The sequence below is a fragment of the Thermococcus sp. 21S9 genome (assembly GCF_012027635.1).
Classification (GTDB): Archaea; Methanobacteriota_B; Thermococci; order Thermococcales; family Thermococcaceae; genus Thermococcus.
This window is the reverse complement of sequence record NZ_SNUS01000001.1, coordinates 1,181,038-1,204,542: the sequence shown is the minus strand read 5'-3', so window position 1 is coordinate 1,204,542 and position 23,505 is coordinate 1,181,038. Positions and strand designations below refer to the sequence as shown.

The window sequence follows — 23,505 nt, the reverse complement described above, 5'->3', positions numbered from 1 at the left end:
TCACACCTCCAATCATCTTCATTCCTTTATTCACACGTGTGCGAGGGAAAGTAATTCAGCCGAAGAGGGCGCCCAGTCCGGCGAGCGCATCCTCCTCGGATGCCTCCTCTTCTTCCTCTTCCTCCTCGGCCTCCTCAACCTTCTCCTCTGTTGGCTGAGGAGCCGCGGCAACGGCCACTTGGGCCTGAGCGTTTAAAAGCTCTTTGGTCTTCTCGTCGAGCAACTCCTCGGGCAGGTTCTGCGCTATGAGCAGGACGGCACGGAGAGCCCTGCCAAAGATGTCCTCGACGGTCTCAGGCGTGATGTAGCCGGCCTCAACTGCAACGTTCTTGGCTCCGAGGTAGGCCTTCTGGATGATAGCCTCGATGGTCTCCTTGGTCGGATAGGCGGTGTTAACTGACAGGTTGAAGGCGTGCATGTACGCCTGCTGGAGCATGTTGATGTACTCCTGCTCGTCTATCGCGAGGACGTCCGGGGTGTAAACGATGCCGTCCTCGTAAGCGGCGAGCAGGTTGAGACCGACCTCAAGGGGCTCGATACCAAGGGCGTTGAGGATTCTCGCGAGCTGTTCGGTTATAACCTCACCCGCCTTGAGAACGGTGTAGTCCTTCTGAATGCTAACCTTACCCTTCTCAATCCTCGCGGGGATTCCAAGGGCCTGCATCTCACCGACGAGCGGGCCCGGTGGAATCGAGGTCGGTCCGGCTGGAATAACGACGTCCTTGGGAACGACTGCTCCGGGCTTGGCAGGGGCCGGAGTCTTGCTCTCCTCGAGGAGCTTGTAGAGCTTGAAGGGATTCATCTCGGTGGCGAGTATCGCCGCTCCTCCCTCGATGTAGTCGGCGAGCTTCTCCAGGTCAGGCTTGTTGAGTTCCTGGGCGGCCCTCTTTATGGCCAGCTCAATGAGGGTGTTCCTGCTGACCCTGAGAAGGGCCTTCCCGCGAAGCTTGTCACGCATCTTGCTGAGCGGATAAGCGGGGACACCGGCCACGTCAACGAGGGCAATCACTGGGTGGCTCTTGATAATCTTGGTGAGTTCCTCAACTTCCTTCTTCTTCCACTCGGCTACGTGGGCCATCTCCCTCACCTCTCAACCTTAACGGCCGGGCCCATTGTGGTCTTCACGTACACTGACTTCACCTGGTTCTCTCCACGCTCGAGCTTGTTGATGATGGCGTTGAGAACTGCCTCGGCATTCTCAGCGAGCTTCTCGTCGTCCATGTCCTCGGTGCCTATCGGGGCGTGGACAACCGGGTTGTTCTTGAGCTGTATTCTGACGGTTCTCTTGAGCCTGTTGACTATGGGCTCGAGGTTGGTCATGGTCGGTGGAACGACCTGGGGCATCTTGTTCCTTGGACCGAGGTACCTACCGAGGTACTTACCTATCTTGGGCATCAGCGGAGCCGCGGCAATGAAGAAGTCGTAGCGCTTCGCCAGCTTCCTCGCTTCCCTCGGGCTCTTTGCTATCTCCTCAAGCTGTTCTCCACTAATCACATCAAGCCCGAGCTTTTTAGCCGCCTCAGCCACGGCACCATCAGCGATGACCGCGATTTTTGGCTCCTTCCCACGACCGTGGGGCAGTACAACCTCAAGCTTGAACCTGTTCTCCGGCTTGCGGAGGTCGATATCCTTGAGGTTGACTGCTATCTCGACGGTCTGTGTGAAGTTGCGCGGCTTAGCCCGGGCCTTCGCCTCCTTCACCGCTTCCACGAGTTTCTGCCTGTCGAAGGCCATTTACAGCCCTCCCTTTCGTTTTCGATTTGAGCCGAAAAAGTCAAAGATGCGTAAAAGGAGGGATTTTTAAAGTTTTCCCTCACTCCTCGGCTTTCTCAAAAATCTCGTCGTAGAGTCCTTCGTCAATCTCCCTCTGAACTTCCCTCGGGTCCTTGCCTTCAACTGTAACGCCCATGCTGAGAGCCGTTCCGATGACTTCCTTCGCCGCTGCCTTGATGGTCGGGGCGAGCATCTGGTCAATCTTCATCTTGGCTATCTTGACGACCTGCTCCATGGTGAGGTTTCCGACCGGGTTGTGGACTGGCTCGCTCGAGCCCTTCGGAATGCCGAGCTCTTTCTTGATGAGCTGGCTGGTCGGGGGGATACCGACCTCAATCCTGAAGGTCTTCTTCTTGGGGTCCTCAACGATAATCTTGACGGGGACCTGCATTCCCTCGAATTCCTTGGTGGCCTTGTTTATCTCGTCAACGACCTGCTTAACGTTCAGTCCAAGGGGACCGATGGCCGGACCGAGCGGGGGTCCGGGTGTGGCCTTTCCACCTTCAACGAGGACTTCGACAACCTGTGGCATTCATCTCACCACCTTTACTTTTGTCTCGGGCCTGTCACTCCTTCTGGCGTTTGCTTATAAGTCTAACGTATTCGCCCCTCACCGTGACCGGTATCGGGACGATTGAGCCAATGAGCTCCACAACGATTTCGTCCTTGCTCTCGTCAACCCTGACGACCTTGGCCTTCTCGCCCTTGAACGGGCCGGCTATGAGTTCGACGATGTCGCCGGGCTCGAAGCCACTAACCGCTGGCTTCTCCTCGAGGAAGTGCTCTATCTCGTGGAAGGGAATCTCGCCGGGGAGAACGCGCTTCGCGTGGCGGATTCCCCTTATGGCTTCATCAACGGCGCTCTTGTTTGGGGCCTCTACGAATATGTATCCCTTGACCTTGCTTGGTGCAAGGATGGCCTGGATTGGGATGTCATATGTCTTGGCCTTGCTGTAAACGAGGTTCGCGGTCGTTGTTTCCTGACCTACGGTAACGCTGACGGTGAATATCTTTCCCTCGCTCATGGTGCAACCCTCACGAGCCGGTGATGAAGTAACCGACCATCCTGATGAGCATTCCAATGAGGCCTATGATAATCATTCCAAGGCCGGTAATTTTGACGGCCAGCTTGAACTCCTTCATTCCCGGCTTTCTCGTAACGAGGAGTACCCTCTTGGACTCTGAGAGGAACGTTCTAATCTTCTCGATGGTGCTCGCCACTTCCTTCACCCCTCTAAAAGTTTAAAGGATTCAAAGCTCGTCGAGGTCGAGCTTGATGGTTCTCTTCTCTTCTTCGCCGAAGTAGGACTTCTCCTCTTCTTCGGCAACGGCGTACGGCGAGCTAACGCCGGTGACAACGAGGAGGATTCTAATCATCTTGCCGAGCTCCTCGTCGAGCTGGATACCCCAGATGACTTGCGCCTCGGGGTCGAGCTTGCTGGTGACGAGCTCAATAATCTGCTGGGCCTCCTCGAGCTTGACGTCGCTTCCGCTGATGCTTATCAGAGCGCCCTTGGCACCGCTGATGTCAACGTCAAGGAGCGGGCTGTTGAGTGCCTGCTGTGCAGCTTCCAGGGCGCGCTTCTCGCTGTCGCTCTCGCCGATACCTATCATAGCAACACCGCCGTCCTTCATGACGGCCCTTACATCGTTGAAGTCGAGGTTAACGAGACCGGGCTTGGTGATGAGCTCGGTGATGCCCTTGACGGCCTGGACGAGTATCTCGTCTGCGACCTTGAAGGCCATGTGAATCGGCAGGTTCGGGGCAACCTCCATGAGCTTGTCATTCGGAATCACGATAACGGTGTCGGTGTTCTTCCTGAGCCTTTCAAGACCATACTCAGCGTTCTTTATGCGCCTTATGCCCTCAACGGTGAATGGAAGGGTAACCACTGCAACTGTGAGCGCACCCATCTTCTTGGCTATCTCCGCTACGACCGGCGCGGCACCGGTTCCGGTTCCTCCACCGAGACCGCAGGTGATGAAGACCATGTCTGCGCCTTCGAGAGCCTCTCTGATTTCCCTCTCGCTCTCCTTTGCGGCTTCCTCACCCATCTTGGGGTTGTTGCCTGCACCAAGGCCCCTGGTAAGCTCTTTTCCGATGAGTATCTTCTTGTGGGCCCTAATCTTGAGAAGGTCCTGCGCATCGGTGTTGATTGCGATTATCTTAGCGCCCTCGATTCCAACCTGCATCATCCTGTTAACGGTGTTACAACCGGCACCGCCGACACCGACAACGTATATCTTGGCCTGAATCTGCTCAAGGAGCTTCTTAAGCTCCTCATCTATGTCCGACTGGGGCTGAACCTCCGGAACGGCCTTGGGTTGGGCCGCCGAGGTTCTCTCAATGGCGTCCTCAATCAGCTTCAGCATCTTTTCACCCTCCGAAGAGTTTGACACCCTTTGGAGTTTGTATGGGAGTGGTATATAAACTTAGCTAACCCGAAACTGAACTTAACTGGCCCGTAGTCTCTTTAAAGGTTTCGGCTCAGTCCCTGATGAACTCAAGGCCGAGCTCCTCCGCCAGCGACCTCGCGAGTTGCCTCGTCTCACCCTTGCTTCCCTTCCAGTCAACGTATATCGCCTCAACTTTCTCGGCGGTTCTCTCGATGGCCTTCAGGAACATCTCCCTGGAGAGGGGATGGGCGTACTTCGGGGCTATGTGGCCGAAGGCGATATCCGTTTCGAGGGCGCGCTTCGTCTGCTTCGGTGCGTAGTGACCACCACCTATTCCAAGGGCAACCTTGAACTTAGCTTTTTCGTAGTTCTCGAGGACGTAAACGATTGTCTCAGCTATTATCTCGCCCGCCCTGTCGTTGGCCCACTCCTCCTCGCTGGAGCCAATCTCTATGAAGAAGCTCGGAACCTCGAGCTCGCTCGGCCCGTGGTGAGTTGCCTCATAGCAGACGGTCCAGCCAAGGTCGTTCAGCTCGTTCATCTTAAGGAGAGCAAGCTTCATGGCACTCGGCAGTGCTATCGCTAAACTCTCGTCTTTCCCGCCGTACATGGCCTTTCCCCAGTTGCCGGTCACGTGAGTCGTTAGGGCAGGCAACTTCTGCTTGCTTGAATGCCTGGAGGCGAAGGCTATTATCTCCGGCCTAAAGCCGAGCTGGCGCTCTATGGCCTTGTCAAGGTTATCGTAGTAAATCATCTCGTCATTGGTTGTGAGTATCAGCGTTTCCCCGTTCCTGTAAACGGGATTATCGTCGAAGACCATGTCGGTTTCATTGAACCCGAAGTTCTCGATGAGCTTCTCCATTATGTTCATCGAAGCCCTGTCGATTTTCGTAGTCATGATGACTTTCATGGCTTCCACCGGAGCCAGGTTGGAGGGGAGGTTATAAAACGTTATGGCGATAGCCATAGAAGTGTTCAAATTAATAGGGCACTTGGCCGAAAATTGAGTAATCAAAATAAAACATTCCTCGCATGTTTTTCGAAGTTGTAACGCAAACTATTTAAAAAGAGAAAGTACACTAATAGACTAATATGGCCATATAGCCATATTGTGCACATTGATGTGGAGGTGAGTGGATTGAAGAGGTTAACAACACTGGCCCTTGTGGCCGTTTTGGTTCTCTCGATGTTTGTTGCCGGGTGTATCGGCGGACAGACCAGCACCACGACAGGTACCCAATCCGGTACTTCTGAGACATCTCCAGCCACATACAGTGGCACGATAACAATCTACACCGGAGGAACCAGCGGAGTTTACTATCCACTGGGCTCCAAGTACGCGGAACTCCTTAACAAGGCTGGCATAAAGGCCAAGGCCGTCACGAGCGGTGCGAGCGTTTCCAACGCCAAGGCAATCGGAGACGGCAACGCCCAGGCAGCAATTATGCAGAACGACGTAGCTTACTACGCCTACAACGGCCTTTACATGTTCGAGGGCAAGCCCATAAAGAACCTCCGCGGTGTTGCGGCGCTCTATCCAGAGACCGTCCAGTTCGTAGTTAAGGCTGACAGCGACATAAAGAGCCTCCAGGACCTCGCCGGCAAGAAGGTCGCCATAGGAGCTCCCGGAAGTGGAACCGCCGTTGCGGCGGAGCAGATTCTCAAGGCCGCTGGGGTTTGGGACAAGATTCAGAAGGTTAACCAGGACTTCAGCCAGGCCGCCCAGGCCCTCAAGCTCGGCCAGATTGACGCAGCGGTCATAGTTTCCGGAGCTCCGACCCCAGCCATCACCCAGATAGCCGTTACGACTCCGGTAAGGGTCGTTCCAATTTCAGATGACGTTCTCAACAAGCTCAAGAGCGAGGGCTACATCTTCTACGTCAGGCAGGTTCTCCCGAAGGACACCTACAAGGGAATGACCGAGGACACCCCAACGCTGGCCGTCAAGGCAATCCTCGTCGTCAGCGCCGACCTTCCAGAGAGCGTCGTCTACGAGATGACGAAGGTCCTCTTCGACAACGTTGACCAGCTCCGCGCAGTCCACCAGAAGGCCAAGTACATAAGCCTCGACACGGCCCTCGACGGTATGAGCATACCGCTCCACCCAGGTGCCTACAAGTACTACGAGGAGAAAGGCCTCAACGTCCCCGACAACATCAAGCCACCGAGCGGGTGAGGGTCTTGAAAAGGACCCTTTTCTTTTTTGCCATCATACTCCTTGCCACAGCCGTTTTTCCTGTTAATTCCCTGGTGATAACGACTAAGTCATCCTCGTACGTTTATCACCTCGGTGAGGTCTGGCTCAGGATTGAGTACAACCACAGTGTGGAGCACAGCGAGGTAATCGAGGTAATCGAGGTCAACTCGAGCGGGATGTTCGTCAGGAAGATGCTCTGGAAGGACTTCGGGGCCGGCCTTCCGGAGGATATCCAGGGCAGGGAGGGCGACTATTACTACAAGGTCATCGACCAGCCCCTCGGGAAGAGCCTCGACTACTGGTTCATACCCTTCAACCGGCCCCAAATTATCGTGAACAATGAGTCCGTAATCAGGCCACCGACCCCTGGACTCGTCCATTTTCGGGTTGAGAAGTGCCCCCTGATTCTCACAGCCATAGGGAGGTGTTAACTTTGGAGGAGAAGCATGTGGATGTTGAGGAACTTGAGGAGGTAATAAGCAGGACGAGAAAACTGCCCCCCAAGCTTGAAATGGTCGTGACGATATCGGCGGTGCTCATCGGAATATACGAGATTCTCTTCATCTTCAACTTCAACGGAGCCCTCTACGACATGCTTTCCCGCGTTGGAATAAAGCTCAATTTCCTGCTCTACACGCTCCAGAGCCAGCAGGGAGAGGCCTTCGTTCTGGCGATGATTCTCATCATAGCCTATCTCCTCTACCCGTTCCGGCGCTCTGAGAGGTTCAAGAAAGTTGGACCAATCGACTATCTGTTCATAGCCCTGAGCCTAATAACGATGTTCTACCTGTTCTTCAGGTATCCGAGCTACGCCGAAACAGCAACGGTCTACCCAAGGGATATCCTCTTTGCCCTGCTGGCAATCTTCGTCGTCCTTGAAGCCACGAGAAGGGTGATAGGCTGGGTTCTCCCTCTGGTCGTCATAGTGTTCCTCGGCTACGCCCTACACAACATCAACTTCAACTGGATGGTCTTCACTGAGCATATGTACCTTGCCAGCGAGGGAATCTTCGCGACACCGCTCTACGTCATGACGATTTACGTCTTCGCCTTCATATTCTTCGGTGCTTTCCTGCTCAAGATAGGCATAAGCGACTACATAACCGAGTTCATGATAAGCCTCTTCGGCTCCCGCCCCGGAGGCCCGGCCAAAGCTGCCGTCATAGCGAGTGGCCTGATGGGAACCGTCAGCGGTTCGAGCGTCGCCAACGTCCTCACCACTGGAACCTTCACGATACCGCTCATGAAAAAGGCCGGCTATCCGCCGGAAATAGCTGGAGCGGTTGAGCCGGTGGCATCCACCGGTGGCCAGCTCATGCCCCCGATAATGGGTGCGGCGGCATTTATAATGGCGGAGTTCCTTGGAGTGCCCTACAACAAGATAATCATCGCTGCGGTTATTCCTGCCCTCGTTTACTACTCCGGTGTTTACCTCTTCATAGACCGGGAAACTAAGAGGCTCGGCCTCAAGGGCATGCCGAAGGAGCACTTCAAGCCGATACGCTACTTCCTGAGGAAGAGCTACATCCTCCTGCCGATAGCGGTCATAACCGTCGCTCTGGTCTGGGGAATTCCGGCCCACATCGCGGCAATCTCCTCACTGGGCATCGCAATCTGGGTCGCTTGGATTTCCAAGGACGAGATTAAGGGCAATGAAGCGCTCTATGTGGCGATAGTCCTGGTCGGAACATTCATAATGTTCGCGGGCAAAGGCTATCCCCTTCTCGTCGCCCTAACGGCCCTCCTCTTCGTCCTCGGTGTGCTGAAGAAAGAGGTGGAGTTTAACGAGAAGTTCTACATAACGGCACTGTTTCTGCTCTTCATAGCCTTCAACCAAGCAATCGGCATGAGCAAGGAGAACCTTCTCTTCCTTACGGGAATCTTCGGAATAATCTTCTCGCTAATCGTCGGGGCGATATCGAAGACGCGCGATGGAAAGGAGATGTTCTCGGCGACCTACGAGTCGATGATTGAGGCAGGAAAGACGAGCACAGCGGTTATGCTCGCGGCCGCGAGTGCCGGCCTGATACAGGGTTCACTCACTATAACGGGCCTTGCGAACTCCCTTGGTTACCGTCTGGCAGAGCTCACGGGCGGAAACCTCTGGCTTCTGCTCATAGTTACGATGATTTTCAGCCTAATCCTTGGAATGGGCGTCCCGACAACGGCAAACTACATCATAACATCGCTCGTCATGGCGCCGGCAATTTACCAGGCGGTGAGCTCCGTCTACCCATACAACCAGCCGGTTCCGGGCTTCGGAACTGCCATAGCACTCCTCGCGGCACACTTCTTCGTGTTCTACTTCGGAATACTCGCTGACATAACACCCCCTGTGGCGCTTGCCAGCTACGCGGGTTCGGCACTTGCCGGCGGTGACTTCTGGAAGACGGCCCTCAACGCGGTTCGCTACGCAGTTGCAGGGTACATAGGGCCCTATATTTACTTCACGCACCCAGAAATGTTCCTAATAACTGTCAAGGACTGGACACCAACGATGGTTGGAACGGTGCTCTACGACCTGTTCGCCACGATACTCGTGCTCTACCTGCTATCAATCGGCTTCACGGGCTGGCTCAAAGGACACCTCAAGAAGTACTACAGAATAGCGGTAATCGTGGTGGCCTTCATCGCGGCCTCACTCCATCCAATACCCGTCGCGCTGGGACTCGGACTGCTCGCGCTGGGAATGCTCGGAAAGGTTCAGGAGTGATTTCCTGTCATGTTTTGGAGTATTTCTATTATTTCTTTATTTGTTCTATTGACGTTATCCGCGGCGGTTTGAACCGTTCTGTGCAGGAGTCTGACGGCAATGAGCACCATAGTCAGCGCGAGAGCTATCATGAACAGATACTCAATCGCGGCCTGGGCAGGCCTCATAACACTCACCTCCAGGCGGGGTATGTCTTTGGAGAATATAACCTTTTGGTAAAGAAATCAAAATTAAAATCAATAAAGCATGACCTCAAAGCCCAATTCACTGAGCAAGTCTGCCAGTTCCTCAGGGTCAATATACGCCAGCAGATGGTGGTTTCCGAGCGTTCCATCGAGGAACTCAGGGGCGTCATCAATCCTGAGCTTCACCTGTGTCCTGCACCTGTTCTCAAGGTGCTCGTTCCCGGCAACCTCCACCCCGGCAACAACCGCGCGCCTTCCGCGGAGCTTGAAGAGGCTCGCCTTTCCCCGGGGGAACTCGACGTCAACGCCAACACCTATACCACTCTCGAAGTGGCTCCTCAGCCGGTAGCGCCAGAGCAGGGGCGCGGTGCAGTGGGCGATTACCACGTGGTTTTCCCCGAAGTCCGCGACGTTGCCCATGAAGGCGGGCTTATCGAAGTACTTCCTTACAATGTACATCCCAAGGAGAGAGTTCAGCTCACCCTCACAGCCGGCAGGAATTCCTTCCGCATTGAACATCGCGAGGGCAAGACAGGGTGTCGCGTTGAGCTTGCCTATAAGGTCGAAACAGCCTATCGTAAAGCCGTCGAGCCTGTAATCGTGCAGGATTTTCTTGATTGCAAGGTATATCTTTCCAGCCTTTGTTAAGGCATCTTTTCCGGGTTCCTTCACCTCGCTCGCCCGCTCGAAGATTTCCTCAACGACCTTCCAGCCGTCCTCATCGCTTACCCTATCGTAGTACTCGTAGAACTTCTTGAGGCTAATCCTCGTGTAGGGGAGCTCGAACTTCTCGTTGACGAGCCAGGGAGAAACTCTGCCGATGAGGCCGAGCCTGGCCCTGAGGAATGGCTCAAGGGTTTCGAGGGAGTCTTCGTATGCGAGCAGAGCGGCCTTGAGCTCGTTCATGTCCTTGACAAGAGTCGAGGGGACGAGCCGCTCACGCAGGAACTCCCTGATTTCAATTCCAGCGGCGAGGGAGTTGTTGAAGGGGTCGCCGAAGATTACGGTGGGCCTTCTGAAGACGAAGAACTCCTTGAGGAATCCCTCAGTTCCACCCGTTAAGGGATAGAGGATTATGGCGTCAACCTCGTTGAAGTTGAGCTCCTCCTTGGCCTCCCGAAAGTCCGCCTTTGAACTCAGCATGAAACCGCCGACGACGTCGAAGTCCCCGGCGAGAGCTGTAATGAACTCGGAGGCCTTCTTCTCAAACGACTTAGGATTCGCGAGTTCGCTAACCCCAAAGGCAACGCCAACCTTCATGCTTCCACCCAACCTTTTAAAGCTCCGACCCTAAATAACCTTGTGGTGGCCGATGACGCTGAGGTTCGTCCTCGACACGAGCATATTCGTCAACCCTGAAATCCGAAAGGACTTCGGCGATAACCCAACCGAGGCCATGAGGACATTTCTGGGCTACGCCGAGAAGCTCTTCGGGAAGGTGGAGTTCTACATGCCACCGGGCATCTATCGCGAGGTTATGCACTTCGTTGACGAGGAGCTGAAGCCGGAGATAGAGCTCTACATCATCAAGAAGCCTCCAAACCTGCACGACCTCAAGATTCCGGCCTTCGTCGTTTACGAGCTCATAGACGACATAAGGAGACGGGTTGACAAGGGGCTTAGGGTTGCTGAAAAGGCAGTTCGAGAAAGCGTCGTCGAGACGGACAACGTGGACAAGATAATCCAGAAGCTCCGGAGGAACTACCGCAAGGCCCTTCGAGAGGGAATCGTTGACAGCAAGGAGGACTTCGAGCTAATCCTTCTCGCCAAGGAGCTGGACGCGACGATAGTTTCTGCGGACGTTGGAATACTAACCTGGGCGCAGAAGATGGGCATCAAGTGGATTGATGCTTCTGCCTTCAAGGACGTCCTCGAGGGTCTTGTCGAGAAGCTTGGAGGGAAAAATTTATAAAGGCTCCCTCCATCGTATCAACGTCAACAGCGCCCCGGTGGCTCAGCCTGGTGGAGCGGCCGCTTGGTAAGCGGCAGGTCGCGGGTTCAAACCCCGCCCGGGGCTCCATTACAGCCCTTTCTGACGAAAGCGCTGGCGGAAAGTGTTGTGCCTTTTTAAAAGTGCAAGTTCTAGATGGGTTTTCTGTCGAACTTGCTTAACTTTTGGTGTTTTACTCCAAGAAGGCGCCCTGTGGGCGCCGATAAAAATGTGAAACTGCCTGAAAAATGTTTGTTTGAGGGATTAACCCCGTTCTAATGTTACAGTTGATTAGTGCACGACTGTTTTTCTGGTCTTTGGTGAGAAGGGCGCTCCTTTCGCCAGCCTTTCCCAAAGGCTGTTGCAAAGTTTCATTAAAGTTTGTGATTCTTTTTATAGAAGCTCTGTTGGGAGTGTTTGCGCTTTTAAGGGCTTTTGTAGGTTGTGAATTCTCCGGATTTTGAGAGCTCTCAAGAGGGTTTGCTTTTCTCGCGCTCCGGAGGAGTGCTTTTTAGAGAAACTCCTCTAAATAGCTCCTTTGAAGAGAATTCCTTGAGAGTACTGCCACTTAAGAGTGCAAACTCCGTAGAATTGCATTCTTGGAGAAGAATCACGAGCCTTGGTCAAACTTCGCGCAGGCGAAGTTTGTGTGGTGCGGGGGCGGGGATTCGAACCCCGGAACCCCTACGGGAGTGGATCTTGAGTCCACCGCCTTTGACCAGGCTCGGCAACCCCCGCGCTCGCGGGACTCCCGAAGAAGTGAAAAAGGGCTGAGTTTATAAACCTTGCTTCAGCGCTCCATCCTCTTGACCCCGTCCTTCGTGCCGACGAGAACGAGGTCGGCTATGTCCGCGAAGATGCCGTTCTCGACGACGCCGGGGATGTTGTTGAGCTCTATCTCAAGGTCGAGCGGGTCCTCTATGCGGTGGAACTTGGCGTCGAGTATGAAGTTGCCGTTGTCCGTAACGACGGGCCCGTCCTTCTTCTCGGCCATCCTCAGTTCAGCGGTGGCGTTGAAGACCTCTATTTCCTCCGCGATTGCGCGCCATGCAACCGGAATCACCTCGATGGGAACGGGCATCTTCTGACCGAGCCACTCGACGAGCTTGGTCTCGTCAACGAGGACAACGAACATTCCGGCCCTGTACTCGATGATTTTCTCCATGGTGAGGGCCCCGCCACGCCCCTTGATGAGGTTCATCTGCGGGTCAACCTCGTCGGCTCCATCAACCGCTATGTCTATCGCGTCAACCTCGTCGAGGCTCACAACCGGAACGCCGGCTTCAAGGGCCAAAAGCCTCGCTTGGTATGAGGTGGGAACGCCGTAGACCTCTTCGAGCTCCCCATCCATGATGAGCTTACCAAGGTAGCGGATGAAGTAGGCGGTCGTAGAGCCGGTACCGAGACCAATGACCATCTCGTCCTCGATGAGGTTGAGGGCCTCCTTGGCGACGGCCTTCTTCATTTCCTCAACGTTCATGAAATCACCCCGTCACGTTGGTCACGTTAAACACGCATTTAATCCCAGCCGTTCCGTTGTGAACGACCTGGTAGAGGAGGCTCTGGTTGGAGTAGCAAACCGGCTGGAAGTTGATGGCCACCGAGTACGTCAGCATCGTGAAGTAGAGCCAGAACAACAGCCAGCCCCAGAAGGCCTTCCTGAGTATAGCCCTCTCGTCCGGAACATCCGGCGGGAGCTCCTTAATCAGCGCCATCACGAACTTGTCCACGAGGAAGTAGAGCAGGAAACCTATTATCCAGGCGCTCCTGTTGTAGTACGCCAGCAGTCCGCTGATTATCCCGGTGATAATGCCCCATATGTAGACCGCGAACGAGAACTTGTACTCTATCTTCACGTCCTCCCACCTAAGGGGCTCTTGTGGGAGAGATTTAAAACGTTATCGAAAAGAGGAAGGGCTCAGCGAGCCCATCACTTGAGCCTTATGGCGTCGAGGTTGTTGGGCGCGCGCGTTGATATACCGAACTTCCTGTGTATGCTGGAGCTGAGGTCGAGGCACTTGTGGGCCTCGCCGTGGACGGTGATTATACGCTCTGGCCTCGGCCTGACGCGGGCGACGTAGCTTATGAGCTCCCTCCTGTCCGCGTGGCCCGAGAAGCCGTCTATCGTGTGGACCTCCATGTTGACCTGAACGACCTCGGTCCTGCCGTCCTCGCCGATGAGCGGTATCTCGCGTAAACCTCTCTGCACCTGCCTTCCGAGCGTGCCCTCGGCCTGGTAGCTGACGAAGATGATGCTGTTCTTCGGGTCGGGGGCGAGCTGTTTGAAGTACTCGACGCTCGGTCCGCCGACGAGCATGCCCGAAGTGGCTATGATTATGGCCGGCTCTCCGCTGTCGATGATGTCCTGCCTCTCGCGCGAGTTGGCGACGCTCTTGAATATCGGGTTGAGGAACGGGTTGTAGCCCTCGTGGAATATCTGCTCGCGGAGGCTCTTGCTGAGGTACTCCGGGTAGGCTGTGTGAATTGCCGTTGCCTCCCAAATCATTCCGTCGAGGTAAATCGGAACCTCTATTCCCCCGACGCGCGCGTACTCCTCGAGAACCATCATTATCTCCTGGGCCCTACCGACTGCCATCGCCGGAATCAGGACTTTTCCACCGCGCTTGATTGTCTCTCTTATGACCTCTATGAGCTTCTTCTCCGCCTCTTCCCTCGGCATCTGGTAGTCGTTGCTTCCGCCGTAGGTGGACTCCATGACGAGGGTCTCAAGGCGCGGGAACCGGTTCACTGCTGGCTCGAAGAGCCTGGTCGGAATGAACTTGAAATCGCCGGTTACCGCTATGTTGTGGAGTCCGTTGCCTATGTGGAGGTGGACTATCGCCGAACCGAGTATATGCCCGGCGTTGTGGAGGGTCAGCCTTATGTCAGGGGCTATGTCGCGGACTTCTCCATAGTCGAGGGTTATGGTGTGCTTTATGACCTCCTTTATGTCCCTCGGCCTGTACAGGGGCTCGACGCCGTTCATGTGCTGAATCTCAATGAAGTCCTGCTGAAGGAGGGTCATCAAATCCCTCGTCGGTGGCGTTGTGTAAATCGGCCCGTCGAAGAGCTTGTAGCGGAAGAGATACGGTAGCATTCCACTGTGGTCGAGGTGGGCGTGGGTTATGATTATCGCGTCGAGAAGGCCCTCGTCGAGGACGTAGCGAAATTCTGGAGCGTCGAAGTGCGGAAACGCTTTGAGAGGGTCCCTCATAGCGGCTATGTTCACACCGAAGTCAACGAGGACGTAGCTCTCGTCGGTCTGAACGAGGAGCGCGCTCCTTCCAACCTCGCGGAAGCCACCCAGGCCGGTAATCCTAATCCACCTGCTCTTGTACTCGGACTTGCGGTAGATGTTCCTGCCGACCTGCCGGAGGAACTTCCTCCTGTCCTTGCTCTCGGTCTGGAGAATCTGCCTTATCGAGTAAATCGTCTGGCTCTGGAGAGGGGGAGTTCTAACGACCCTCGGCGCCCAGTGAACCTTCTGGGTAATCAGGCGAAGCGTCTCGCCGTTCTTTCCGATGACGAGGCCGGGCTTCTTGGCCTCTATGAGAACCTCGCCGACAGAGGGGTCGAAGCTTATGTTCGTTATCTCCGCCTCCTTCGGGACGAGCTCCTTAATCATCTCCTCGGCCTTCTCGGGCGGAATCAGGATGTCCGGGTCGGGGCGGACGCTTATCCTCTTCTTCAGAACCTTCGCGAGGTTCCTGATGAGGTCGCCGTCCTTCATTATCGCCTCGGGGTTCTTGGTGTAGATGACGAGCTCCGGTCCCTCGAACTCGACGTCGGTTATCCTCGCGTTCGGCGGAACCATCTGGGCTATGACCTCGCGAATCTCCTTGAGTATCTCGTCAACGTAGGTTTCCCTCCGAATCAACGCCACCACCTCAGAACAGCGCTTTGAGTTCCTCCTCGCTCCACTCGCGGTAGCCGTCCTCCGTTACCGTCACGAGTGTAACCCCACCCCCGGTGAAAACGTCCCTGCGGGTGGAAGCCTTTATCGCCTTAAGGGCGAGCCTTATTCCATCCTCCAGTGAGAGGTCATCGCGGTAGTTCTCCTCAAGGATTGAGAAGGCGAACTCCATTCCTGAACCGGCGGCGGTGAACTTGTCCTCGGTGACGCCACCGGCCATGTCTATCGAGTAGAGGCCCGGCTTCTCATCGTAGCCGGCTATGAGAAACCAGCCGAAATAGGGCATGAAGCGGTTTCCGTGAAGGATGTTCGACGTAAGAGTTGCAAGGGCTCTGACGCTCATCTCCCTGCCGACCCTCGCGCGGTAGAGCTTTGCCTCGGCTCTTAGAAGTCTGACGAGGCTCAGTATGTCCCCAACGCTCCCCGCTCCTGCCAGGGCGAGGTGCTCGTCTATCTGGAAGACCTTCGTGACTCCCTCAGAAAGCACCATGTTGCCGAGCGATGCCCTTCTGTCTGCCGCTAAAACTACACCGTCCTTGCAAACTACGCCGACGGTAGTGGTTCCCTTTAGGTTCTCAGTCAACTACAACACCCCTGGAGTTGGTTTTTAGAATAGAAGAACCTCTGAACCCCGCTTAGAGAAAGAGTATTTAAAGGTTTCGCCCCACTCCCTTGGGTGGTTGTCATGGCAAAGGAGGTAATCCTTCTAACCGGCCCGCCCCTCAACGGGCGCGATGAATACCTGAGCGAGGCCCTTGAAAAGGCCAACGGGGAGAGCTACGCCTACTATCACGTCTTCGAATACCTCCGAGAGGTCGGAAAGGAGAGGGGGGTTAAGATAACCCGCAAGAACGTCCTTGACTTCGCGATAAACCACCAAGACCTGATGAACGAGATTCGCGACGAGGCCTTCGAGAGAATAAGGCGGGAGATAGACGAGAGCGACAAGGCTTTCCACCTCGTTTCGACGCCGAGCCTCTTCCGCTGGGGGAGCGGGAGCGTTATAGGCTTCACCCTCAGCAACCTCAAGCTCCTCAAACCTGATAGAGTCATCATCGTTCTCGACGACGTGCTCTCGGTCAGGAGGAGGATAATCAACGACCGGGAGTGGTTCGAGCGCTTCGGCAACGACCCGGACAACATAAAGCTCACCACCCTCGTCATGTGGCGTGAAGACGCCATAAACCACGTGAAAACCCTGGTTCACGAGCTCAAGAAGGAGGGAATAAACGTCCGCTACGTCCTCCAGTTCGGTATAAGGCACCCACCGGAGGTCTTCCTCGACCTGCTGTTCAGGGAGAGGGAGAAGCCCCTCGTCTACCTCAGCTACCCGATGACCGGCCACGAAGAGGAGTACTACCACCGCGTTAGAGGCTTCTACGACAAGCTGAGCGAGCACTTTACCGTTCTCGACCCCGGGGCTTTAGACGACTGGTGGGTCGTAGCTGAGTACGACAACCAGGTTGCCAAGAACCCGAACGTGAAGAAAATCAGGATAAAGCACCTCCTCGACGGGAACGAGGTTGATGAGCTCGAGAGGGGGGACATAGAGCAGGCAACGGAGATACTGAGGAGACAGCTCGTGGAGCGTGATTTTAACCTCGTCGATGTCAGCAGGGCCATAGCGGTCTACCACTACGCCGAGGGCGTTTCAGCGGGAGTCGTCAGCGAGATGGCAGAGGCATACAGGACGCTTGCTGCCATATACCTCTACTACCCCTTCAAGAGGAGGCCCAGCCCGTTCATGGAGTTCTACGGCATGCAGAACCCGTCGAGGCGGACGATGTTCAGGGACGAGGACGAGATGATTAGAGCAATGGTGGAGGAGAAGGACTACTGGACGAAGGGCTGACATTCCTTTTTAGTTTCTTCTTAAACCAACAAACCTGCTTTCAAGAACCTGCGGGAGAATTGAGAAGGAAAGGAAGGGAGAAGAAATCACTTCTTGACCCATCCGCGCCACTTCATGGCGTCGTAGACCCTCTGGACGGCGACGACGTAGGCCGCGTCCCTCATGTTGATGCTCTTGTCCTTGTGGGTGTTGTAAACGTCCCAGAAGGCCTTGGTCATCTTCTTGTCGAGCTTGGCCCTGGTGGTCTCGACGTCCCAGTAGTCGCCGGTTATGTTCTGGACCCACTCGAAGTAGCTGACGGTGACACCACCGGCGTTACAGAGGAAGTCCGGTATGACGAGGACGCCCTTCTCGTAGAGTATCTCGTCGGCCTCCGGGGTGGTCGGACCGTTGGCGAGCTCGGCGACAATCTTGGCCTTAATCTTGTCGGCGTTGTCCTTGGTGATGACGCCCTCGATGGCGCTCGGGGCGAGGACGTCGACCTCAAGCTCAAGGAGCTCCTCGTTGGTGATGTTCTGGGCTCCTGGGAAGTCCTTAACTGAGCCGTGCTCCCTCTTCCACTTGAGAACCTCGTCGGCGTTGAGTCCGTCCGGGTTGTAGATACCGCCCTTGCTGTCGCTGACGGCGACGACCTTCATGCCGTACTCCTCGCTCATTATCTTGGCCATGTAGTAACCAGCGTTACCGTAGCCCTGGATGGCGATGGTCTTGCCCTTGAGGTCGTCCCAGCCGACGGCCTTCGCGGCCTCGCGGACGGTGTAGCTGGCACCCCTCGCGGTAGCGTCCATCCTCGCGACGATACCGCCGACTCCGGGTGGCTTACCGGTGATGATTCCGAAGCTCGGAACCTTCCTCCTGCTGATGGCCTCGTACTCGTCCATCATCCAGGCCATAATCTGAGGGTTGGTGTAAACGTCAGGAGCCGGAATGTCGGTGTAGGGGCTGATGATGTCGTAAATGGCCCTTATGTAACCGCGGGCGAGCCTCTCCTTCTCCCTGTCGGAGAGCTCCTTCGGGTTGACGATGATACCACCCTTACCGCCACCGTACGGGAGGTCAACGACGGCGGTCTTCCAGGTCATCCAGGCGGCGAGGGCCTTAACGGTGCTAAGGGTCTCAGCCGGGTGCCACCTTATACCACCCTTGGTCGGACCGCGAGCCCAGTTGTACTGAACACGGAAACCGGTGAAGACCTTGACAGAACCGTCGTCCATCTCAAGGGGAATGCTAACTTCCAGAATCCTCATGGGCTTCTTGAGGAACTCAAGGGCCTCTTCACTTATGTCCATAAACTGGGCAGCCCTTTCGAGCTGCTTAACGGCCATCTCAAACGGGTCAATCTCGACCATCTCTATCACCTCAGTTTCGGTAATCTGCGAGGTACTCTTAGGCATTTGCATATATAAACCTTTCGGCAAAGAAGGCAGGAGAAGGCTTAGTTTGCAACAAAAAGTTAGCATCTCAAATTTTCGAAGAAATAAAAAGCGCTCCCGAAATTTTTAGCCAAAAAGAGGGATGTGCATCCAAGATTTTATGAACATTGGTGAACATTGAGGTGCAACGGTGAAGAAAAGTTCGAAAGCCCTCAGCGAGAAGTCGGTCATCATCCCGTCAGCTCACTCTCGTTCCAATCATCGGGCGGGTCTGTCTTGAGCGTCACCATTAAAAACCCTTTCGTGAATAACATTTCATACTTTTCTTTGTCACATTGGCAGTTCGATTCTAAAACCTTTTGTCATAATGACCCCTAAAACCCGCCGTTGAGCGGACACGTCTGAAAAAATGACAATGAAAGGATTTCGAGTTATTTTACGGAAAAGTAAATCGTCTTTCGTCGAAAAACGGGCTCAAAAAGCTTTTTAAACAATGAAAACCCTTATACATAGTGCCCCCAATGTGGGCACCTCACCCTGGTATAATACAGCCTTGATTGGAGGTGGTTAAAAGTGGAGCAGCAGAGGGACCAATGGGCGACCAAGATTGGTTTAATTTTGGCCATGGCTGGAAACGCGGTCGGCCTTGGTAACTTCGTAAGGTTCCCAACCCAGGTCGCCCAGAACGGTGGCGGCGCCTTCATGGTGCCGTATTTCATAGCGCTGTTCTTCCTCGGTATCCCAGTGATGTGGATTGAGTGGGTGGCAGGTCGTTACGGTGGCAAGTATGGCCACGGTACCCTCGGACCAACTTACTACCTCATGGCAAGGGAGAGCGTCAAGCCGAGAAGCGCCCTCTGGTGGGGCGTCATAAGCGGTATGCTCGCGTTCTCGCTGACCCTGCTCCTGAACAGCTACTACCTGCACCTCATCGGCTGGTCAGCGGCCTACTCCTGGTTCAGCATAACCGGAGCGTACTTTGGTAAGAACACTGGTGACTTCTTCGTCCAGTACCTCAGCAACCACACGGAGGTCATGTTCTTCTGGGGCATCACCGTGATTCTCCTGGCGATAGCTGTCGGCCAGGGTGTCAGCAAGGGTATCGAGAGATGGGTCAAGATAATGATGCCACTCCTGTACGTCTTCGCCATCATAATGGTCGGATACATATTCGTTCTCGGTTCGCCGGTCGACCCGAACTGGAGCACCATAGACGGCTTCAAGTTCATCTGGAGCCCGAACTGGGCTTACCTGAAGGAGCACTTCGCGGCGGTCATGCTCGCTGCGACGGGACAAATCTTCTTCACCCTCTCTCTGGGTATGGGTATCATCCAGAACTACGCCAGCTACCTTGGCCCCAAGGATGACGTCGCCCTCTCGGGTATAGCCACCGTCTCACTCAACGAGTTCGCCGAGGTTGTCCTCGGTGGTTCAATAGCCATACCCCTCGCCACCGCCTACGCCCCGAAGATTGTCCCGCCCGACGTCCTTGCAAAGGGCAAGACCGAGGTGCTCTCCTGGATTGGACACAAGTTCGGACTTGGATTCTCATATACGAGCCTGCCAAACGCCTTCGTCAGCATGGGTGACGCAGGAAGAATCTTCGGTGCACTCTGGTTCCTCCTGCTCTGGTTCGCAGGATTCACGTCGGCAATAGCCATGTACAACTACGTCGTCGCACTGCTCGAAGAGGACCTTGGCATAAAGAGGAAGGTCGGAACCTGGGTCACCTTCATAATCTACCTCATCGCAGGACTGCCCGTCATTTACATCAGCGGTTACATGGACCAGGTCGACGCCTGGGTAAGCTTCCAGCTGACCCTGCTGGCTCTGTTTGACATCATCGTTGCAGTGTACCTCTTCAAGCCCGACAACTTCTGGAAGGAGCTCCACGAGGGAGCCTGGATGAAGGTTCCAGAGTGGTACAAGCCAATAATCCTCTACATCGCACCAATACTCCTCCTGATACCGCTGTTCGGAATGGCCAAGAGCCTCATTGGAACCACCCTTGAGTGGCCGGCAAGGATTGCAATAATCATCATGTGGGCCCTTGGATTCATCGAGAGCTACTACTCCATCAAGAAGAAGTACGGCGAGGAGCTCGAGAAGAACGAGGTTATCATAAAGGTCTGAGGTGGTGACGATGGGAAGCTGGGTAATCTATATGCTCTTTGCCTGGTTTGTTATTTTTGCACTGATGTACTGGAGCATTGGAAAGCTCCTCCAGGCCGAGAAGGCACAAGGGTCTTAAGGCCCTTCTTTCTTTTCAAATTTTGGAGGTGTAACCGTGAAGAGCAAGGATATTCTGCTCGACACAGCGGAGGTTCTTGAATCCACCCTCGATAGAATAGACAGGCTCACAGTTCTCACGGAGAAGGAGAAGGCCAGAGTGAAGGAGAAAATCAGGGAGGCCGTGGAGAACTTCAAGAAACTCGCAGAGGAAGCCGAGAAGGACAACGTTGAACTCGCGGAGTTCTTCTACAAGAAGGCTAAGGAATTCAAGCTCATGAGCACCGACAAGGCAATAGAAAAGGAGGGCAAGAAGAACTACCTGAAGATGGCCGACAAGATTCTCCTATACTCACGCTCCGCGGAGTACGACTTTAAGCCGGAAAAGCTGGCGGAGCTCAAAAAGGCTTACAGGAAATACCTCTTTGGAATGACGGCGTATTTTATACTCAGCGGATTCTACCTCAACCAGTTCCTGGCCATAACGGCCCTGATTCTTGCGGTCCCGATTATACTCTCAATGCTATCCCTCCAGAGGAGGGGCCACCTCGGGCTTCTGCTGGCGTATTCGGCGATGCCAATTCCGATTGTAACGGGAATGAGCGCCATTTCATACGGCCTGAAGGCACTTGCAAGCCCAGAAAAAATAGCAGAGATTATGCAGAAGACCCACTGGAGCGCAGGAACCGTTAAGGCATACCTGGCATTTCTCGTCCTCCTCGCGGCGGTCGAGCTCTACCTCATCGGAAGCGCCATCGTTGGCCTCTACAAGCACAGGCACGCGTTCCTCTAAAGTTGCTCCACGAACCTTCTCAACCTTTTTATTGAAACCCCGCTCTTCCTCGCGAGCTCCTCAAGGTCCGCGCGAAGTAAATCTTCGGGCGTCTTTATCCCGGCCCTGTTAAGCCTCGCGAGGGTTTTGGGCCCTATGCCCTTGACGTCTATGAGACGTTTAATCTTCGGCGCGCGTTTCTTCTCGGTTTCTGGCTTCCCGGGCTTCTTTTTAGTTTTCTCTACCCTCTTCGTCAGCCTCGTGTCAATCCTCTTCGAGAGGGGAACCTTCGGCCTCCTCCTCTTCATGAAGGCGAGCGAACTCGCGTAGAACCTCTCTGCCCGTTCTTCCCTCTGTTCTCCGGCATCTGAAATTCCAACGACATTTTCTCGGGCACTGTTTCCGCTCCCTGTCTCTTCAGCACGTTTCCTGGCAGAAACTTCATTCTCATCTGGAGTTTCTGAGGTGGACTCATCCTCAGGCGGAACCTTCGGTGGCTCAACGAACTCCTCCAGTTCTGGAGGGCTGTCGCTGGCGTAGTGAGCAACTACCACCGGCCTGAAGGGGTTGTCGCGCTCCTCAAGCTCCTCGAGGAGTGAAACGTCCATCTCGCCGGTGTTGAAGTATTTGACGACCTCGTTGGCGAGCCTGTGGAAGTCCCTGCTGTGGAGCAGAACGCGCCTCTCGGCGTAGGCCTCCGCCTGGCCCGTCGTTATGAGGAACTGCCAGTCGCTCGCTTCAAGGATTAGAAGCTCCCTCGCGAGCTGTTCTATCGCCCTGTCGCCGAGCTTATCCTTCCCGTAAAAACGGCTCGCCAGCGCGACCATACGCTCCTCCGCGCGGTAGATTTCCTCCCACGTCCACTCGGTTTCCTCGTTCCACCACGTTGAATGGTCCGCGTTGGCGCCCCACGAGCCCTCGGGAAGTTCAACCTCAAGCCTCTCTCCAGAGTATTTTGAGAGAAAGGCCGAAAGCGTCGTCGTTTTGATTCCCCTCTCAGCAAGAAGCTCAAGAACCCTGCCAAGCCACTTAACACCCTCGTACCACCAGTGGCCGAAGAGCTCGGTGTCGTAGGGGGCAACGATTATCCCCTTCTCACCGGTTTCCCCCTCGAACCTCGCGAGCAGGTTCTCGACGAGGGAAACGAAGTGCCTCGCGTGCTCTTCAACCCGCTCAAGGGCCTTCTCGGGGTCGTAGAAGTCCTTCTCACCCAAATCAACGTCTTTACCTGTTACGCGCCAGTACTGGTTACCGCTCCGCTCGGCCTTCCTGTGGAACTCCCGGTAATGGAAGTCGCCGGGGTAGCCGTAGTGGGCGCTCCAGACCTGATGTCCCGTCTCGCGGTTCCTGCCGAAGACCGCAACGTTTGACCCCTTAACCCAGTAGGGCCTGAGCGTCGCGAGAGAACCGGTAGGAACCGGGGCGCCATAGGAGTCGCTCACCGGTCCGTTGTCAATGAGGTTGCTCTCGACGAAGAAGTACTTGATTCCAAACTCCTCGAGGAACTTCTCTATCCCCTTCCTCTCGACCTTTCTTCCGCCCGGGAGCTCCCACTCGCCGGAAGGCCGGTAGGCGCACTCGGAAACCCACATTCCACGAGGTCTCCTTCCGAAGTGCTTCTCGTAGGTTGCTATTCCGTTGGCTATCTGGGAGCGTATTGACTCATCTCTCAGGAGAAGGGGCAGGTAGGCGTGCGTCGCGGGGGAGGTTATGATTTCAAGGTAACCCTCCTCCTGAAGCTCCCGGAACTTGCCGATTACGTCGCCGTTTATGGCCTTCCAGTAGGAGTAAACGCGCTCGAAGTGACGGAGGACTTCTTTAACGGGCTTCTCGGGGTATTTGCCAGATTCAAGGTCTTCCCGGGTTCTTTCGATTTTCCTCAAGAGATACTTCTCGAACTCGGCCTTGACGTAGTCGTCGGCCAGCTGTTCCATCAGGACGGGCGTTATGTTCACGACGAGCTGGAAGTTGAGGGAGCCCCTCAAGCGCTCGAACTCCATGAGCAGGGGTAGGTAACTCTCGCTCATCGCCTCGTAGAGCCACTCCTCGCCGAAGGGCCACTTGCCGTGCTTTCTAACGTAGGGTAGGTGAGTGTGAAGGACGAACGTCAGGTAGCCCCTCATCTGTATCACCGGAGGTGTTTACGCTTCATCGTATTTAACCTTATTCGG

The 23,505-nt window shown here is 55.0% G+C and carries 22 protein-coding genes and 2 tRNA genes; 8 read left to right on the top strand and 16 right to left on the bottom strand.

Annotation, left to right across the window (positions count from 1 at the left end):
* Nucleotides 1-55 precede the first annotated feature (55 nt).
* From E3E28_RS06860 to E3E28_RS06830, 7 genes are all read right to left on the bottom strand, one after another.
* Nucleotides 56-1,078, bottom strand: a complete 1,023-nt coding sequence (locus tag E3E28_RS06860) for a 50S ribosomal protein L10 (RefSeq protein WP_099209918.1) — start codon at nucleotides 1,076-1,078, stop codon at nucleotides 56-58.
* Between the two features lie 5 nt (nucleotides 1,079-1,083).
* Nucleotides 1,084-1,734 carry a 50S ribosomal protein L1 gene (locus tag E3E28_RS06855; protein ID WP_167914521.1) on the bottom strand — a complete coding sequence of 217 codons (651 nt, stop codon included), beginning with the start codon at nucleotides 1,732-1,734 and terminating at the stop codon, nucleotides 1,084-1,086.
* 79 nt (nucleotides 1,735-1,813) lie between these two features.
* Nucleotides 1,814-2,305: a 50S ribosomal protein L11 gene (locus E3E28_RS06850; RefSeq protein ID WP_167914520.1), complete on the bottom strand. Its 492-nt coding sequence runs from the start codon at nucleotides 2,303-2,305 to the stop codon at nucleotides 1,814-1,816.
* A 34-nt stretch (nucleotides 2,306-2,339) separates the two neighbouring features.
* The gene (locus E3E28_RS06845; protein WP_167914519.1) at nucleotides 2,340-2,798 is read right to left on the bottom strand and encodes a transcription elongation factor Spt5; all 459 of its coding nucleotides are present in this window, start codon (nucleotides 2,796-2,798) and stop codon (nucleotides 2,340-2,342) included.
* A gap of 10 nt (nucleotides 2,799-2,808) precedes the next feature.
* A complete protein-coding gene (locus E3E28_RS06840; RefSeq protein WP_167914518.1) occupies nucleotides 2,809-2,994 on the bottom strand; it encodes a protein translocase SEC61 complex subunit gamma in 186 nt (61 codons plus the stop codon).
* Between the two features lie 30 nt (nucleotides 2,995-3,024).
* Complete coding sequence (gene ftsZ / locus E3E28_RS06835; RefSeq protein ID WP_042688716.1) at nucleotides 3,025-4,146, bottom strand: cell division protein FtsZ; 1,122 nt, start codon at nucleotides 4,144-4,146, stop codon at nucleotides 3,025-3,027.
* A 115-nt stretch (nucleotides 4,147-4,261) separates the two neighbouring features.
* A complete protein-coding gene (locus E3E28_RS06830; RefSeq protein ID WP_167915286.1) occupies nucleotides 4,262-5,080 on the bottom strand; it encodes a D-aminoacyl-tRNA deacylase in 819 nt (272 codons plus the stop codon).
* A gap of 228 nt (nucleotides 5,081-5,308) precedes the next feature.
* Here E3E28_RS06830 and E3E28_RS06825 point away from each other — a divergent pair, with 228 nt between their 5' ends.
* The 3 genes from E3E28_RS06825 (at nucleotide 5,309) to E3E28_RS06815 (ending at nucleotide 9,080) form a co-directional block, all read left to right on the top strand.
* Entirely contained in the window at nucleotides 5,309-6,346 is a 1,038-nt protein-coding gene (locus tag E3E28_RS06825; RefSeq protein WP_167914517.1) for a TAXI family TRAP transporter solute-binding subunit, read from the top strand.
* Between the two features lie 74 nt (nucleotides 6,347-6,420).
* Nucleotides 6,421-6,798 carry a DUF1850 domain-containing protein gene (locus E3E28_RS06820; RefSeq protein WP_342764476.1) on the top strand — a complete coding sequence of 126 codons (378 nt, stop codon included), beginning with the start codon at nucleotides 6,421-6,423 and terminating at the stop codon, nucleotides 6,796-6,798.
* A 2-nt stretch (nucleotides 6,799-6,800) separates the two neighbouring features.
* Nucleotides 6,801-9,080 (top strand): TRAP transporter fused permease subunit, encoded by a 2,280-nt coding sequence (locus E3E28_RS06815; protein WP_240921660.1) that lies wholly within the window; start codon nucleotides 6,801-6,803, stop codon nucleotides 9,078-9,080.
* Here E3E28_RS06815 and E3E28_RS06810 read toward each other — a convergent pair.
* Together E3E28_RS06810 and E3E28_RS06805 are read right to left on the bottom strand one after the other, a co-directional pair.
* Entirely contained in the window at nucleotides 9,071-9,247 is a 177-nt protein-coding gene (locus tag E3E28_RS06810; RefSeq protein WP_167915283.1) for a class III signal peptide, read from the bottom strand. The two genes, E3E28_RS06815 and E3E28_RS06810, sit on opposite strands and share 10 nt — an antisense overlap.
* 69 nt (nucleotides 9,248-9,316) lie before the next feature.
* Entirely contained in the window at nucleotides 9,317-10,525 is a 1,209-nt protein-coding gene (locus tag E3E28_RS06805) for a hypothetical protein (RefSeq protein ID WP_167914516.1), read from the bottom strand.
* Nucleotides 10,526-10,583: 58 nt separating this feature from the next.
* Between E3E28_RS06805 and E3E28_RS06800 the strand changes: the two genes are divergently transcribed.
* Together E3E28_RS06800 and E3E28_RS06795 are read left to right on the top strand one after the other, a co-directional pair.
* Nucleotides 10,584-11,177, top strand: coding sequence for an RNA ligase partner protein (locus E3E28_RS06800; protein ID WP_167728999.1), 594 nt, complete (start codon nucleotides 10,584-10,586; stop codon nucleotides 11,175-11,177).
* A 31-nt stretch (nucleotides 11,178-11,208) separates the two neighbouring features.
* Nucleotides 11,209-11,285: transfer RNA gene (locus E3E28_RS06795), tRNA-Thr, on the top strand.
* Nucleotides 11,286-11,845: 560 nt separating this feature from the next.
* On the opposite strand, the gene E3E28_RS06790 is transcribed toward E3E28_RS06795, so the two are convergent.
* The 5 genes from E3E28_RS06790 to psmB form a co-directional block, all read right to left on the bottom strand.
* Nucleotides 11,846-11,933 (bottom strand) — tRNA-Leu (locus tag E3E28_RS06790).
* Nucleotides 11,934-11,985: 52 nt separating this feature from the next.
* A complete protein-coding gene (gene rpiA, locus E3E28_RS06785) occupies nucleotides 11,986-12,675 on the bottom strand; it encodes a ribose-5-phosphate isomerase RpiA (protein ID WP_167914515.1) in 690 nt (229 codons plus the stop codon).
* A gap of 4 nt (nucleotides 12,676-12,679) precedes the next feature.
* Entirely contained in the window at nucleotides 12,680-13,051 is a 372-nt protein-coding gene (locus E3E28_RS06780; RefSeq protein ID WP_167914514.1) for a hypothetical protein, read from the bottom strand.
* Nucleotides 13,052-13,125: 74 nt separating this feature from the next.
* On the bottom strand, nucleotides 13,126-15,072 hold the full coding sequence (locus tag E3E28_RS06775) for a beta-CASP ribonuclease aCPSF1 (protein WP_099209908.1): 1,947 nt from the start codon (nucleotides 15,070-15,072) through the stop codon (nucleotides 13,126-13,128).
* Between the two features lie 10 nt (nucleotides 15,073-15,082).
* Complete coding sequence (gene psmB / locus E3E28_RS06770) at nucleotides 15,083-15,691, bottom strand: archaeal proteasome endopeptidase complex subunit beta (RefSeq protein ID WP_042693020.1); 609 nt, start codon at nucleotides 15,689-15,691, stop codon at nucleotides 15,083-15,085.
* A gap of 102 nt (nucleotides 15,692-15,793) precedes the next feature.
* On the opposite strand from psmB, the gene E3E28_RS06765 reads away from it, so the two are divergent.
* On the top strand, nucleotides 15,794-16,960 hold the full coding sequence (locus E3E28_RS06765; protein ID WP_167915282.1) for an AAA family ATPase: 1,167 nt from the start codon (nucleotides 15,794-15,796) through the stop codon (nucleotides 16,958-16,960).
* An 86-nt stretch (nucleotides 16,961-17,046) separates the two neighbouring features.
* Here E3E28_RS06765 and gdhA read toward each other — a convergent pair whose 3' ends face one another.
* Nucleotides 17,047-18,309, bottom strand: a complete 1,263-nt coding sequence (gene gdhA, locus E3E28_RS06760) for a glutamate dehydrogenase (protein ID WP_167915281.1) — start codon at nucleotides 18,307-18,309, stop codon at nucleotides 17,047-17,049.
* 597 nt (nucleotides 18,310-18,906) lie between these two features.
* Between gdhA and E3E28_RS06755 the strand changes: the two genes are divergently transcribed.
* Nucleotides 18,907-20,466 carry a sodium-dependent transporter gene (locus E3E28_RS06755; protein ID WP_167914513.1) on the top strand — a complete coding sequence of 520 codons (1,560 nt, stop codon included), beginning with the start codon at nucleotides 18,907-18,909 and terminating at the stop codon, nucleotides 20,464-20,466.
* Nucleotides 20,467-20,620: 154 nt separating this feature from the next.
* Complete coding sequence (locus tag E3E28_RS06750) at nucleotides 20,621-21,355, top strand: alpha-glucosidase (RefSeq protein ID WP_167914512.1); 735 nt, start codon at nucleotides 20,621-20,623, stop codon at nucleotides 21,353-21,355.
* Here the strand turns inward: E3E28_RS06750 and E3E28_RS06745 are convergent.
* Nucleotides 21,352-23,457 carry a 1,4-alpha-glucan branching protein gene (locus E3E28_RS06745; RefSeq protein WP_167915280.1) on the bottom strand — a complete coding sequence of 702 codons (2,106 nt, stop codon included), beginning with the start codon at nucleotides 23,455-23,457 and terminating at the stop codon, nucleotides 21,352-21,354. The two genes, E3E28_RS06750 and E3E28_RS06745, sit on opposite strands and share 4 nt — an antisense overlap.
* Between the last annotated feature and the right edge of the window lie 48 nt (nucleotides 23,458-23,505).